Raw genomic sequence first — 11,973 nt, forward strand, 5'->3', positions numbered from 1 at the left:
GCCCGGCTCCCCGGAGCCTGGGATGCTGGAGGGATGCGGCATCTCGGCCCGCCGGACGGGCGTCCCGAACTGCTCGTGCTGCGCGCCCTCAAGCTCGGTGACCTGCTCGTGGCGGTTCCGGCGATCCACGGCCTGCGGCGGGCCTTTCCGGAGCATCGGCTCGTGCTCGCGGTGCCGGGATGGCTCGAGCCGATCGTCGCGCTCGTCGGCGGCGTCGATGACCTGCTGCCGACGCGCGGGCTCGACGAGCCTCTCCCGCTCGAGCCCGGCCGCGTGGACATCGCCGTCAATCTGCACGGCAAGGGCGTCGAGAGCCGCAGCCGCGTGGACGCTCTCGCAGCCCGGCTCACCGTGGCGCACCGCGTCGCCGAGATCGACGGCGACCGCCCTCGCGACCCCCGGATGCCCGCGTGGGTGGACGGCGGCCTCGAGCGCCGTCGCTGGGTGCGGCTGATCGGAGCCTTCGGAGTGGAGGCGGACGCGGACGACGTCGCGATCGCCGTGCCGCCCGGCGGCGATGCGGGGGTCACCATCGTGCATGTCGGCGCGTTCTACGGCTCGCGCCGCTGGCCCGCCGAGCGCTTCGCCGCGGTCGCGCGTGAGCTGCGGGGGCGCGGGCATCGCGTCCGCTACACGGGCGACGCGTCGGAGCGCGACCGCGCTCTCGAGGTGGCGCGTCTCGCGGGCGATGGGGAGGACGCCGTCGTCGCGGGCCGGCTCGACCTCACGGCGTTTGCCGCGACGATCGCCGGTGCGCGGCTCGTCGTGACCGCCGACACGGGCGCGGCCCACCTCGGGTCGGCGTACGCGCGACCGTCCGTCGTGCTGTTCGGCCCCGCGCCGCCGGAGGAGTGGGGCCCGCCGCCCGGCCCGCACGTCGTGCTGACGGATGCGCGGCTGCGCCTGGGCGAGGCGTTCGCCGATGCGCCGGACCCTGCACTCCTCGCCGTGACCGTCGACGACGTCCTCGCGGCCGTCGACCGCGCGCTCGGCACCCCCGGCTGACGGCGTCACGCGCTCCGCCGGGGCTCTCCGACCGCTGAGCCGCCCTCGAGCTGCGTCCGCAGGGTGCGGAGCGTCCGGGCGAGGATGCGCGACACCTGCATCTGCGTCACGCCGACCTTGGTCGCGATGTCCTGCTGCGTGCAGTCGTCGAAGTACCGCAGGCGGACGACGCGGCGATCGCGCGGCGTCAGGGTGCGCAGCGCCGCCCACACGAGGAGGGTCGCTTCTGTGCGTTCCACCTCCGACCCCGGCGTCGGGATGACCTCTCCGAGCGTCGTGCCGTGATCCTCCCCGACCCGCGCGTCGAGCGACACGGGGCTCATGTGCATCGCCGACTCCAGCGCCTCGCGGACGTCGGCCTCCGAGGTGCCGAGCTCCACCGCCAGCTCGGCCAGCGTCGGCCGGCGGCCCAGCCGCTGGCTCATCCGCGGCACGGCCTCGACGAGCTGCGCGCGCAGCTCCTGCACGTGGCGGGGCGGCCGGATGAACCACCCGTGGTCGCGCAGATGCCGCTTGAGCTCGCCGGCGATCGTGGGGATCGCGTACGCCGCGAAGTCGGTGCCGCGCGACGGCTCGTACCGGCGGGAGGCCTTCATGAGGCCGATGTAGGCGACCTGCACGAGATCCTCATCCCGAGCCGGATCGTGCCGGAAGTAGCGGCGCGCGACGCGTTCGGCCAATGCCAGGTTCGCGAGCACGCGGGCCTCGTCGTCCTCCATGCTCCCCACCTCCCCGTGGTTCTCAAGGGGATCGTGCGGGGGGAGGAGAAGAAGTGGTGAGGGGCTTGAGGAAGAAGGAGAAGCAGTGTAAACGACGGTGGCGGGTCAGTCGGCGAGGAGGTCCGTGGCCTCGGTGGACCGGTCGTGCACCGTGGTCGGAGCCTCCAGGTGCACGGCTCCGCTCGGCAGGATGCCGGCCCCGCCGCGCCGCTCCATGACGCGCCACTGCGCCAGCACGTCCTCGCCCGCGTGCTGCGAGGGCAGGGACGACCAGAACGCGAATCCCCCCGCCTCGACGAGCGCCTCCCGCCGGAACAGCACGCAGCCGCCGATCCACGCCACCTTGTACGCGACCCAGGTCGCGGCATCCATCCCTCGTGCCTGATGCACCAGATTGGCTGCATTGTGCAGCCGCCACCGCTCGAAGGCGGGAGTCGACCGGCGGACGCGCTCGGGCTCGACGGGGCCGGTCCACGGCTCGAAGGCGTCACGCTCGTGCGGCCGGTCGTCGCCGAGGTAGGAGAGGCCCTGCACCGCCATGCCCACGAACCCGCAGTCGAGCACGCCGAGCGCCTCGTGCAGCACGGCCAGCGCACCCGGCTCGAGCCACACGTCGTCGTCGAGGAAGAGCACCTCCTCGGCGCTCGATCGGCCGAGGAGGAAGTCGCGCTGCTCGGCGAGCCCCCGGCGGGGGAGATGCTCGACGAGCTCGACCGCGCGTCCCTGGGCGGCGAGCACCCGCAGCATGGCGGCGACGGCGGGGGAGCGCCGCGTCGCATCGTCGAGCGACTGATCGCTCACGACGACGCCGAAAGGCGGGTCGTCCTGCGCGGCGAGCCCCGCGAGCGTCACGGCGAGTTCCCCGGGGCGCCCTGCCGTCGGGATCAGCACGTCGACGGCGGGCGGGGCGAGGGGGTCGCCGGCGCCCCACGCTGCCGCGGGGCGCCGGCTGGTCATTCAGTCGTCCTCGGACGACGTGGAACCCTCGCCTCCGGCGGTGGCCCTGTTCGTCGCGGCGGACGAGCCGGTCGTGTCGGCGGAGTCGTTCGAGAAGCCCTGGTCGGCATCGGCACGGGTCGGATCGGCCCCCTCCGCCTGCGAGGGCTTGCCGACCGCGCCGGAGCCTTCACCGGTGTTCGGGCGCTCGGGGTCCTCCCCCTCGGCCTGGCTCGGCTTGTCCTGGTTGTCGCTCATGGCAGGTCCCGGGTCGTGTCGTCGGTGCTGCTCGTGGTGCCGGTCGCACCGGTCGCGAACGTCGCACCGGTCGTGCCGGTCGTGCCGGTCGTGCCGGTCGTGCCGGTCGTGCCGCTGCTGGGCGACGCGCCCGCGCCCGGCTCGACATCGCCGCGCCAGGCGCCGGTCTCGACGCCGCGGCCCTCGATGTACTCCTTGAAGTTCTCGAGGTCCTTCTTCACGGCGTGCTGGGGGGCGTGCACGAGCGCGCCGAGCTTCTCGACGAGCCCCTCCGGGTCCCAGTCGATCTGCGCCGTCACACGCGTCTGGGTGTCGCCGAGGCGGTGGAAGGTCACGACGCCCGCGTGCGCGGTGTCGCCCCCGATGCTGCGCCACGCGACGCGCTCATCCGGATGCTGCTCGGTGATCTCGGCATCGAACTCGCGCTCGACGCCGCCGACCTTGACCTTCCAGTGGTTGTGGGTGTCATCGATCTGCGTGATCGACTCCACCTCCTGCAGGAAGTGCGGGAAGCTCTCGAACTGCGTCCACTGGTTGTACGCCGTCGTCAGGGGGACGTCGACATCGATGGTCTCTACGATCTGCACGATCTGTTCCTTTCCTACGGGGGTGATTCATGAAGCGGTGCGGGTGTCAAGCCCGTGGGCGGATGCTGGGGCGCTGCGCCTACTGTGCGGACATGCGCCACGTGACCTATGCCGAGAAGACCCTGTTCGTCGACGACACCCTCGCGGATCTCCTGATGGAGTACTCGCGACTCATCGCGGCGGCGGGCGAGAGCGACACCGTCGAGGTGCCTGCGGTGGGGGCCGATGGAAACGAGGTCCGTGCGACGTTCCTGCTGACGTCCTCCACGGTCCTCATGACGGAGACCACCTCTTCCGATCTGGACGTGCCCGCCGACGACGGCCTGGCCGCCGACCTCCGGAAGCGCATCCGCCGCGTCTCGGCGGTGAATGTCGCGCTCCCGGAGGACGGCGGCGATCAGGTCCGGATCAACGAGGACGAGCTCAGCTGACGCCCGTGTCCGAGCCCCACTACGTACCCGCCGCGGAGGTGCCCGTACCCGTGCCGGTCGTCGAGGAGGAGCCGCTGCTGCCGGCCGCCTGCTTGGTCTGATCGGCGACCGTCTGCCCGCTCGCCTTCGCCTCGTCCGCGACGTTGTGCGCAGCATCCTGTGCCGTCGTCTTGACCGAGTCGACCGCATCCTGCGCGGGCTCCTTGAGGTTCTGGCCGACCTCGCGGGCCGCGTCCTTCACCTCGTCCATCAGCGGCTGGGCCTTCTCCTCCACCTTCGCGGCGAGCTCGCGCTCCTTGTCCGACGCCGGGATGAGGGATGCCACGAGCAGGCCCGCGCCGAAGGCGATGAGTCCCGCGGCGAGGGGGTTGCCCTGCGCCTTGGCCTTGATGGCGTGACCCGCGTCCTCGACGCCGTGCGCGACCGAGTGGCCGGCGCCGGCGACCGACGACGACGCGTCGTCGGCTGCGCCCATGATGCGGTCCTTTACGCCGCCCAGGGCGTTGCGCACCTTGTTCTTCTGCCGGTCCACGATCTTCGAGGGTGTGACCTTGTCGGCGAGCGCGTCCACGTCCTGACCGAGCTCTCGGCGGGTCTCCTCGATGTTCGCGCGGATCTCTTCCGGTGACTGAGTGCTCATCGGTTCTCCTCATTCCTCTTCAGCGCCTCGGGGATCTCCTTCAATGTGTCCACCGTCTGGGGCGCGCCCTGGACTTCCTTGATCTTGTTGCGGCCGACCACCAGCAGGATCGCCGCGACGATCCCCCAGAGGACGGCGACGACGAGGGCTCCCAGCCATCCGTTGTCGAAGAGCGACCCGAGGCCCCACCAAAGCGCGATCGACAGGAAGAGGACCGTCAGGTGGCCGGCGTACGCGCCGACGCCCATCATGGCTCCCGCCTTCGCGGTGGTCTTGGCCGATTCGCGCAGCTCCGCCTTGGCGAGCTCGAGCTCCTGACGCATCAGCCGGGACATGTCGCCGGTGACCTGGCCGACGAGGTCGCCGAGCGACGTGGTCGCCGCCTGGACCTCCGAGGGCGTCTCGTCGCCGCTCAGCGCGGGCGACGAGGCCGGGGCCGGATCGACCCTCCGTCCGGCCGGCATCTGGTTGGTCATCCGTCCTCCCCGGATCGATAGAGCGGGTCGCGGGATTCGTCGGCGACGCCGGTCGTGGCGTCGTAGATGGGAGTCCCGACCTCGTCGGTCGTCGCACCCGATGCGGCGCCGGTTCCGTAGGTGCCGGCCGAGCCGTAGGCTGCGCCGGTCCCGTAGCTCGGCTCGGTTCCGTACGTCGCACCGGTCCGGTAGCCGGTCGTCGGGTAGGACCCGTCCCCCGTGTAGCGGCTCGCACCGCCGTCATCGGGCTGACCGGCGGCCAGCGACCGCGTGAGTCGTCCGACCACGACGCCCGCGAGGGCGGCGGCGGCGAGGAACACGACGGGGCGGCGGCGCGCATAGCGCTTGACCTCGTCGATGACCCCCTCCGGGCCGCGGGAACCGAGCCAGGATGCGGCGCCCTCGAGGCGCTGCGACACCTGCCGCACCACGTCGCTCGCAACGCCGTTGTCGGTGCTCGAGTCCGCCATGCCGCGCAGTTCGCTGCCCGCGGACCGCAGTCCGTCGGCGAGCTTCTGCTGGCGCTGTGAAGCCTGATCGCTGAGCTCGTAGCGTGTCTGGTGGTAGAGACTCGACAGCTGCGTGCGTGCTTCGCGGCCGACCTCCTTGGCCTCCGACTTGGCCGTGTCCACGACGCCCGCGGCTTCCTGCTTCGCGGTGTCGACGACGTCGCCCGCGGAGGGCGTGCCGGTGTTGGGGGTGCTTCCTGTCGGCGAGGTTGTGGTCGGGTACGTCGACCCGCCCGTGTGCAGCGTGTCATGAGTGTCCGACATCGCCACTCCCTTCGATTCGTTCGCGGCCGCGGTCGACCACGTCCGTTCCAGTGAAACCCCGGGTTCCCTCGTCTGCGCGGGGCTTGCGCCCCCGGGGGGACCTGTGGCATACCCGCGCGTGGGCCGGGGTCGCTTCGTCGAATTGCCATGCGGGCGCAGGACCGTCAAGCCCCTGCCCCTCGTCGCGCGGGGGTCCTAGCGTGGCCAGCGCACGGAGGGAGACCGGCCATCGCGGAGGGAGAGCGTCATGGAACCTGCAGCGGATCGCCTCGCACGGCGCACGATGTTCTGGGCGTGGGTGGTGATCATCGCGGGAGGACTCGTGGTCATGATCGTCCTGCCGCTCGTCGGGAGGTGATGGGCGGATGAAGCGCTTCCTGCGGGACAGCGGGCTGAGCCTGTTCTTCCTCGTGATCTTCCTCGCCGCGATCATCGGCCAGGCCTTCGCCGGCCTCGCGAACCAGAACGAAGAGCTCGCGATGCACGGGCAGCCGCCGATGGGATTCCTCGACTTCGTGACCTCGTCGGACTTCCTCGTCGACGTGGCGGAGAACTGGCAGTCGGAGTTCCTGCAGTTCTTCCTCTTCATCCTCGCGACGATCTGGCTCATCCAGAAGGGCTCGCCCGAATCGAAGAAGCCCGGCGACGAAGGGGTCGGCTCCGACGAGGAGCAGTACGTGGGCGAGTATGCGCTGGCGGATTCGCCTCGCTGGGCCAGGGACACGGGTCTGCGGGGCTGGCTGTACTCCAATTCGCTTCTCATCGCGATGGGCACGATCTTCCTGCTGTCGTGGCTCGCCCAGTCGCTCGCCGGCGTCGTGGTCGCCAATGAGGAGAACGCCCAGCACGGCATGCCCGATGAGACATGGGCCCAGTACGTCGTGTCGCCCGAGTTCTGGAATCGCACGCTGCAGAACTGGCAGTCCGAGTTCCTGGCCGTCGGGTCCATGGTCGCGTTCTCGGTCTACCTCCGCCAGCGAGGGTCCAGCGAGTCGAAGCCGGTGGGTGCGCCCCACCACAAGAGCTCGGTGTCGTCGGAGTGACGGTGCCGCGGCTGGGCTTCCATGCCTCACACGAGCAGTTCGCCCCCTCGCGCCTCCTGACGCTCGTGCGCCAGGCGGAAGCGGCGGGCTTCGACGTCGCGATGAGCTCCGATCACTTCGCGCCGTGGGGCCTGGCCCAGGGGCAGTCCGGGTTCTCGTGGGGATGGCTCGGCGCAGCCCTCGCCACGACGTCGTTCCCGATCGGGGTCGTGACGGCGCCCGGTCAGCGCATGCACCCGGCGATCGTCGCGCAAGCGACGGCGACGCTCGAGGAGATGTTCCCCGGCCGGTTCTGGGCGGCGCTCGGCAGCGGCGAAGCCGTCAACGAGCACATCACGGGTGATGTGTGGCCGTCGAAGCCCGAGCGCGAGCAGCGCCTCCGGGAGTCGGTCGAGGTCATGCGCGCGCTGCTCGCGGGTGAGCGCGTCGACCACGACGGCGCCGTGCGGGTGCACGACGCCCGCGTCTGGACGCGCCCTGCCGAGCCGCCGCCCCTCCGCGCGGCCGCCGTCGGACCCGCGACGGCGGCGTGGGCGGCCGGGTGGGCGGACGGGCTCGTGACGGTCGGCCGCGATGCGCGGGCACTCGCCGAGGTGCTCGCCGCGTGGCGGCACGCCGGCGGCACGGGTCCCGTCGCCGTTCAAGTGCACGTGAGCCTCGCCGGCACCGACGATGAGGCGCTCGGAATCGCGGCGGAGCAGTGGCGGCAGGCCACCGCGCCGGGCGACGTCATGTGGGACCTCGAGCAGCCGGAGGACTTCGACGCCGCCGCGAACCCCGGCGACGAGGACGCCCTCCGTGCGGGCGTGCTCGTCGGCTCGGACGCGCGCGCGATGGCCGAGAGTCTCGCCGAGATCGTCGGCGTGGGGTTCGACGAGGTCTACCTCCACCACGTCGGCCTCGATCAGGACCGGTTCCTCGAGCGTGCCCGGGACGAGCTGCTCCCCGCGCTGCGGGAGGCGACGGCATGAGGATGTCGGACACGGGCGACCTGTGGTGGCGCAACGCCGTCGTCTACTGCCTCGACGTCGAGACGTTCCGCGACTCCGACGGCGACGGCATCGGCGACTTCACGGGCCTCACGCAGTCCATCGGCTACCTCGAGCAGCTCGGTGTCACGTGCGTCTGGCTCATGCCCTTCTATCCGACGCCCGACCGCGACGACGGCTACGACATCAGCGACTTCTACGGCGTCGATCCGCGTCTCGGGAGTCTCGGCGACATGGTCGAGTTCGTCCGCACGGCGCGGAGCCGCGGCATCCGCACCATCATCGACCTCGTCGTGAACCACACGTCCGACCGGCATCCCTGGTTCCAGCAGGCCAAGCGCTCGCGCAACTCGCGGTTCCGGGACTACTACGTGTGGCGGGACCGGCCGACGCGCAACGCGAAGAACACGGTGTTCCCCGGCGAGGAGAAGAGCATCTGGGAGTGGGAGCCCAAGACCGAGCAGTTCTACATGCACTCCTTCTACAGGCACCAGCCCGACCTCAATCTCGCCGAGCCCCGCGTCCGCGACGAGATCTCGAAGATCGTCGCGTTCTGGCTGCAGCTCGGGGTGGCCGGGTTCCGCATCGACGCCGTCCCGTTCCTGCTCGCGCAGCCCGGCGCGCCCGACGTCGCCGATCCGCACGAGTTCCTGCGCGACCTGAAGCGGTTCGTCCGCCGCCGGTCGAGCGAGGCGATGCTCCTCGGCGAGGTCGCACTGCCCCACGACCAGCAGCTCGACTACTTCGGCGGGGGTGACGGGAGCGAGCTCGATGCCCAGTTCGACTTCACGCTCATGAACGCCGTGTACCTGGCGATGGTGCGCGGCACGGCGGAGCCCATCGCGCGTGCGCTCGCCTCTCGGCCCGCGACGCACGAGCCGGCGACGTGGGGCAACTTCCTGCGCAATCACGATGAGCTCACCCTGCACCTCCTCACGCCCGATGAGCGGCACGACGTCTTCGACGCGCTCGCCCCCGACCCCGCCCAGCGGGTCTACGACCGTGGCATCATCCGTCGCCTCGCCCCGATGCTCGACAGCGACCCCCGCCGCCTGCGGCTCGCCTACAGCCTCCTCTTCTCGCTGCCCGGTGCCCCCGTCCTCTACTACGGAGAGGAGATCGGCATGGGGGAGAACCCCGCCGAGCCGGGACGCTACGCGGTGCGAACGCCGATGCAGTGGTCGCCCGGCCGCAACGGCGGCTTCTCCTCGGCGCGGCCGTCACGGCTGCCGGGCGCCATCCCGTCCGACGGATACGCACCCGCCCACGTCAACGTGCGCGACCAGCACATGGATCCCGGGTCGCTCTTCTACTTCATCCAGGCGCTCATCGCCCGCTACCGCACGACGCCCGAGATCGGCTGGGGCGACGTCCGCGTGCTCGAGCACGAGACCCCGGCGGTGCTCGCGCACGTGGTGAGCGTCAATGGGAGCGGCGGCCTGCTCGCGCTGCACAATCTGGCCTCGGTGCCCGCCACGGTGCGGCTGCCGTCCGGCCGTGACCTGGGCGGCCAGGAGCTCACCGACCTGCTCCACCCGCGCGAGATCCCCCTCGATCCCGACGGTCCGACGGACGTCGAGCTCGACGGGTTCGGCTTCCGCTGGCTCCAGATCACCCCGCCCGACGGCGCGGTCGTCTGACAGAGGAGGGATGCCGCGCCGCAGCCATGCGCGCGACCACGAGGGCAGCCGCTCCCGCAGCGAGAAGCACCCCCTGATCCGTCAGCGTGGCGCCGAAGGGGAGCAGGCCGAAGAGGTGCGGGTCGAGCGTGACCAGCGCGCCGGCGGCCAGCATCCCGATGCCGACGTGACCGAGGGTGCGCGCGAGGCGGGCAGGATCGTTCTCGAGCACGCGTCGTGCGAGCACGACCGCCGCGAGGAGGCGCCCGGCGTCGGCGAGGGAGTCCGAGGTCGACAACCCGAGGAGCACGGAGTCGCCGGGGAGCACCCCGGCGAAGGCGAGCGCGGCCGCCGCGGCGAACAGCGCGACCGCCACGCGGCGCACCGTCGCGGCGGCGATGAGGACCGCCTCGTCGTGGTGGGTGCTCATCGCGGGGCCTCCCAGCGGACGGTGATGCCCGGTGCGCCGGGCCGGGCGGGCAGGCGCGACAGATCGACGCGCAGGTCCTGGTTCGGTACGGACCACGCCTCCTCCGCCAGGCGGCGCACCGCGACGGCGAGGAGGCTCCGCGTCGCGGGCTCACCGGGGCAGCGATGGCCCGTCTCCATCGGCCCCGCACCCTGTGGCACGACGGCCGGGTGACCGACGGGGAGCGGCGGCAGCTCCCCGGGGGCCGCATCCGTCTCGGGCAGCTGCTGCGCGGGGTCGAACCGCCACGCCTCGTGCCACTCTCGCGGATGCCGGTTCGTCGCGAAGAGGTCGAGCACGACCCAGTCGCCGGGAGCGATCCGCGCCTCTCTCCACTCGAGGCCCCGTGCCGCGGTGCCGCCGACGATCGGGAACAGCGGGGTCGTGCGCCGCACCTCGTCGCAGAAGGCCGCGAGCATCGTGTCGTCGCGCACGACGGGCTCCCGCCACTCGGGATGCCGGTGCAGGGCGAGCGCCCCGAAAGCGATGAAGCGGGCGACGGCGACGGTCGGCCGCACGAGGTTGAGAAGCTCGACGGCGGCCGTGTCCGGGTCGAGGCCCGCGTCCGCGATGATGCGGAGCGGTCGCGACGACGTCGGGGAGGCGCGCGTGACGACTCCTCGCGCCCAGGCCTCCGATCGGCGGCGCAGGGCGCGTCCGCGCCCGTTGCGCCAGGCGAACGATCCCGCCCCGTCGATCATGGCGGTCATCTCCCCGGTGCGCGCGCGCACGTCGTCGCTCGTCGCCGAGATGCCGAGCCACGCGAGCACGGCGCGGGTGAGCGTCTCGGAGGTGCTCTCGAGCACCCGCTCGACGTCGCCCGGACGGCGGTGTGCGGATGCGGCATCCCAGGCGCTCTCGAAGGCCTGGGTCAGCGCGACCTCGCCCTCGCCGTCGAGCGCCTCGAGGAAGAGCGCTTTGCGCGCGCGGTGGGCCCCGCCGGCGAGGGTCTGCACGCTGCCCTCGTCCTGCAGCGAGTGCAGCACCGAGCGGGGCATGGCGCTCTCACGCGTGAACCGCTCGTCCTCGTAGAAGAAGCGGGCGGCCGCTGCGCCGCGCAGGAGCAGCACGGGACGCGCCATGAGCCGCGTCCGGAAGGCGTCGGTGCCGAGTCGTTCGAAGCGCCGGTGGCCGAAGAGGTACCCCTCGCGCAGGAGTGCGAGCGAGGAGTCTCCCGGCAGGCGCGCAACGTCCATGCCGCGACGGTAGTGAGGCGGCGATCGCCCGGCTGAGCCCCTTGACGGGGCACCGGGCGGGCGGTAGCGACGGCGCCTCTCCCGCTGGCCGGATGACCGGCGTACCCTAACGAATGGCGGTCGTCAAGGGCGTATGCGCACACTCCCGATCCCCCGAATGGTTGTCCGAGCAGCGGGTGGATGCGCGCGCGAACCAGCGCAATCAGACCTGAGGCGGGATGGATCACCCAGGTGATCAGCGAGGAGCACGCCGATGGGAAAGTTCGTCTACGAAGGGGTCGTCAAGGTCGATTTCGAAGACCGCACGCTGGCGCACCTCCAGCTCGTCATCGGGACGAAGCTGCGACGCGGCGAGGCTTTCCACTTCAGCTGGCGGGACGACCCGAGCATCGGCGACGGTCGCACGACGGTCTGGATCCACCCGCGCTGCTCGCTCGTGTACAAGTTCTACGGCAGCCGCCGCCCCTCGCTCAACCGCGCGTGGATCGACGCGCTCTCCTTCACCGCGAACTCCCCCTCGGGCCTCTACGTCGTTCCCGAGCCGGCGGAGTACGCCGAGCCGCAGAAACTGACCGATGAAGCGCATTGACATCATCTACGGCGGCCACTCGTACAGCGTGGGTGGCCGCGAGCTCGACGAGATCCAGAACGAGATCGTCACGGGGCTCGCGAACGGTCACCACTGGCTCAAGGTGAACGACGGGGAGGGCATGAAACGGGATGCCTTCCTGCTCATCACCCCGGGCTCGAACGTCTCCCTCGTCCCGATCCCCTCCGAGGTGCCCGGATTCGAGCACGACCTCACGCCGCCGGCGCAGCCGTAGGCGTCGTC

The 11,973-nt window shown here is 71.6% G+C and carries 15 protein-coding genes and 1 pseudogene; 7 read left to right on the forward strand and 9 right to left on the reverse strand.

Translation table 11 applies throughout. From position 1 onward, the window contains the following. The first annotated feature begins 33 nt into the window (after positions 1-33). Entirely contained in the window at positions 34-1,005 is a 972-nt protein-coding gene (locus tag AAIB33_RS18415; RefSeq protein ID WP_345801409.1) for a glycosyltransferase family 9 protein, read from the forward strand. A gap of 5 nt (positions 1,006-1,010) precedes the next feature. On the opposite strand, the gene AAIB33_RS18420 is transcribed toward AAIB33_RS18415, so the two are convergent. The 4 genes and pseudogenes from AAIB33_RS18420 to AAIB33_RS18435 all read right to left on the reverse strand — a co-directional run. After that, complete coding sequence (locus tag AAIB33_RS18420; protein ID WP_345801410.1) at positions 1,011-1,724, reverse strand: sigma-70 family RNA polymerase sigma factor; 714 nt, start codon at positions 1,722-1,724, stop codon at positions 1,011-1,013. A 105-nt stretch (positions 1,725-1,829) separates the two neighbouring features. Further along, positions 1,830-2,681, reverse strand: a complete 852-nt coding sequence (locus AAIB33_RS18425) for a glycosyltransferase family 2 protein (protein ID WP_345801411.1) — start codon at positions 2,679-2,681, stop codon at positions 1,830-1,832. Continuing rightward, positions 2,682-2,918, reverse strand: a complete 237-nt coding sequence (locus tag AAIB33_RS18430) for a hypothetical protein (RefSeq protein WP_345801412.1) — start codon at positions 2,916-2,918, stop codon at positions 2,682-2,684. Positions 2,919-3,058: 140 nt separating this feature from the next. Further along, positions 3,059-3,508 (reverse strand): annotated as a pseudogene (locus tag AAIB33_RS18435) (SRPBCC family protein); the annotation flags it as partial. A gap of 89 nt (positions 3,509-3,597) precedes the next feature. On the opposite strand from AAIB33_RS18435, the gene AAIB33_RS18440 reads away from it, so the two are divergent. Beyond that, positions 3,598-3,936, forward strand: coding sequence for a hypothetical protein (locus AAIB33_RS18440; protein ID WP_345801413.1), 339 nt, complete (start codon positions 3,598-3,600; stop codon positions 3,934-3,936). A 19-nt stretch (positions 3,937-3,955) separates the two neighbouring features. Here AAIB33_RS18440 and AAIB33_RS18445 read toward each other — a convergent pair whose 3' ends face one another. Genes AAIB33_RS18445 through AAIB33_RS18455 form a run of 3 tightly spaced genes read right to left on the reverse strand, consistent with a single transcriptional unit; the run spans position 3,956 to position 5,825 of the window. Further along, entirely contained in the window at positions 3,956-4,576 is a 621-nt protein-coding gene (locus AAIB33_RS18445; protein ID WP_345801414.1) for a DUF3618 domain-containing protein, read from the reverse strand. Beyond that, on the reverse strand, positions 4,573-5,052 hold the full coding sequence (locus tag AAIB33_RS18450; protein ID WP_345801415.1) for a phage holin family protein: 480 nt from the start codon (positions 5,050-5,052) through the stop codon (positions 4,573-4,575). The genes AAIB33_RS18445 and AAIB33_RS18450 overlap by 4 nt, the downstream gene beginning before the upstream one ends. Then, positions 5,049-5,825 carry a hypothetical protein gene (locus AAIB33_RS18455; RefSeq protein ID WP_345801416.1) on the reverse strand — a complete coding sequence of 259 codons (777 nt, stop codon included), beginning with the start codon at positions 5,823-5,825 and terminating at the stop codon, positions 5,049-5,051. Before AAIB33_RS18455 ends, AAIB33_RS18450 begins: the two co-directional genes overlap by 4 nt. A 365-nt stretch (positions 5,826-6,190) precedes the next feature. On the opposite strand from AAIB33_RS18455, the gene AAIB33_RS18460 reads away from it, so the two are divergent. Genes AAIB33_RS18460 through AAIB33_RS18470 form a run of 3 tightly spaced genes read left to right on the forward strand, consistent with a single transcriptional unit; the run spans position 6,191 to position 9,497 of the window. Next, complete coding sequence (locus tag AAIB33_RS18460) at positions 6,191-6,868, forward strand: DUF6766 family protein (RefSeq protein WP_345801417.1); 678 nt, start codon at positions 6,191-6,193, stop codon at positions 6,866-6,868. Positions 6,869-6,870: 2 nt separating this feature from the next. Then, positions 6,871-7,839: a TIGR03885 family FMN-dependent LLM class oxidoreductase gene (locus tag AAIB33_RS18465; protein WP_345801418.1), complete on the forward strand. Its 969-nt coding sequence runs from the start codon at positions 6,871-6,873 to the stop codon at positions 7,837-7,839. Continuing rightward, positions 7,836-9,497: an alpha-amylase family protein gene (locus AAIB33_RS18470; RefSeq protein ID WP_345801419.1), complete on the forward strand. Its 1,662-nt coding sequence runs from the start codon at positions 7,836-7,838 to the stop codon at positions 9,495-9,497. Before AAIB33_RS18465 ends, AAIB33_RS18470 begins: the two co-directional genes overlap by 4 nt. Here AAIB33_RS18470 and AAIB33_RS18475 read toward each other — a convergent pair. Then, complete coding sequence (locus AAIB33_RS18475; protein WP_345801420.1) at positions 9,469-9,906, reverse strand: hypothetical protein; 438 nt, start codon at positions 9,904-9,906, stop codon at positions 9,469-9,471. The two genes, AAIB33_RS18470 and AAIB33_RS18475, sit on opposite strands and share 29 nt — an antisense overlap. After that, positions 9,903-11,141, reverse strand: a complete 1,239-nt coding sequence (locus AAIB33_RS18480; protein WP_345801421.1) for a cytochrome P450 — start codon at positions 11,139-11,141, stop codon at positions 9,903-9,905. The genes AAIB33_RS18475 and AAIB33_RS18480 overlap by 4 nt, the downstream gene beginning before the upstream one ends. A gap of 253 nt (positions 11,142-11,394) precedes the next feature. Between AAIB33_RS18480 and AAIB33_RS18485 the strand changes: the two genes are divergently transcribed. Both AAIB33_RS18485 and AAIB33_RS18490 read left to right on the forward strand, forming a co-directional pair. After that, a complete protein-coding gene (locus tag AAIB33_RS18485; protein ID WP_345801422.1) occupies positions 11,395-11,730 on the forward strand; it encodes an ATP-dependent DNA ligase in 336 nt (111 codons plus the stop codon). After that, positions 11,717-11,965, forward strand: a complete 249-nt coding sequence (locus tag AAIB33_RS18490) for a hypothetical protein (protein WP_345801423.1) — start codon at positions 11,717-11,719, stop codon at positions 11,963-11,965. The genes AAIB33_RS18485 and AAIB33_RS18490 overlap by 14 nt, the downstream gene beginning before the upstream one ends. Positions 11,966-11,973: the final 8 nt, after the last annotated feature.

It is taken from the genome of Microbacterium sp. AZCO, from assembly GCF_039614715.1.
Taxonomy (GTDB): Bacteria; Actinomycetota; Actinomycetes; order Actinomycetales; family Microbacteriaceae; genus Microbacterium.

Bases quoted from the DNA above. Each gene is read 5' to 3' on its own strand.
- AAIB33_RS18415 (WP_345801409.1), top strand. From the start codon at position 34: ATGCGGCATCTCGGCCCGCCGGACGGGCGTCCCGAACTGCTCGTGCTG.
- AAIB33_RS18420 (WP_345801410.1), bottom strand. From the start codon at position 1,724: ATGGAGGACGACGAGGCCCGCGTGCTCGCGAACCTGGCATTGGCCGAA.
- AAIB33_RS18425 (WP_345801411.1), bottom strand. From the start codon at position 2,681: ATGACCAGCCGGCGCCCCGCGGCAGCGTGGGGCGCCGGCGACCCCCTC.
- AAIB33_RS18430 (WP_345801412.1), bottom strand. From the start codon at position 2,918: ATGAGCGACAACCAGGACAAGCCGAGCCAGGCCGAGGGGGAGGACCCC.
- AAIB33_RS18440 (WP_345801413.1), top strand. From the start codon at position 3,598: ATGCGCCACGTGACCTATGCCGAGAAGACCCTGTTCGTCGACGACACC.
- AAIB33_RS18445 (WP_345801414.1), bottom strand. From the start codon at position 4,576: ATGAGCACTCAGTCACCGGAAGAGATCCGCGCGAACATCGAGGAGACC.
- AAIB33_RS18450 (WP_345801415.1), bottom strand. From the start codon at position 5,052: ATGACCAACCAGATGCCGGCCGGACGGAGGGTCGATCCGGCCCCGGCC.
- AAIB33_RS18455 (WP_345801416.1), bottom strand. From the start codon at position 5,825: ATGTCGGACACTCATGACACGCTGCACACGGGCGGGTCGACGTACCCG.
- AAIB33_RS18460 (WP_345801417.1), top strand. From the start codon at position 6,191: ATGAAGCGCTTCCTGCGGGACAGCGGGCTGAGCCTGTTCTTCCTCGTG.
- AAIB33_RS18470 (WP_345801419.1), top strand. From the start codon at position 7,836: ATGAGGATGTCGGACACGGGCGACCTGTGGTGGCGCAACGCCGTCGTC.
- AAIB33_RS18475 (WP_345801420.1), bottom strand. From the start codon at position 9,906: ATGAGCACCCACCACGACGAGGCGGTCCTCATCGCCGCCGCGACGGTG.
- AAIB33_RS18480 (WP_345801421.1), bottom strand. From the start codon at position 11,141: ATGGACGTTGCGCGCCTGCCGGGAGACTCCTCGCTCGCACTCCTGCGC.
- AAIB33_RS18485 (WP_345801422.1), top strand. From the start codon at position 11,395: ATGGGAAAGTTCGTCTACGAAGGGGTCGTCAAGGTCGATTTCGAAGAC.
- AAIB33_RS18490 (WP_345801423.1), top strand. From the start codon at position 11,717: ATGAAGCGCATTGACATCATCTACGGCGGCCACTCGTACAGCGTGGGT.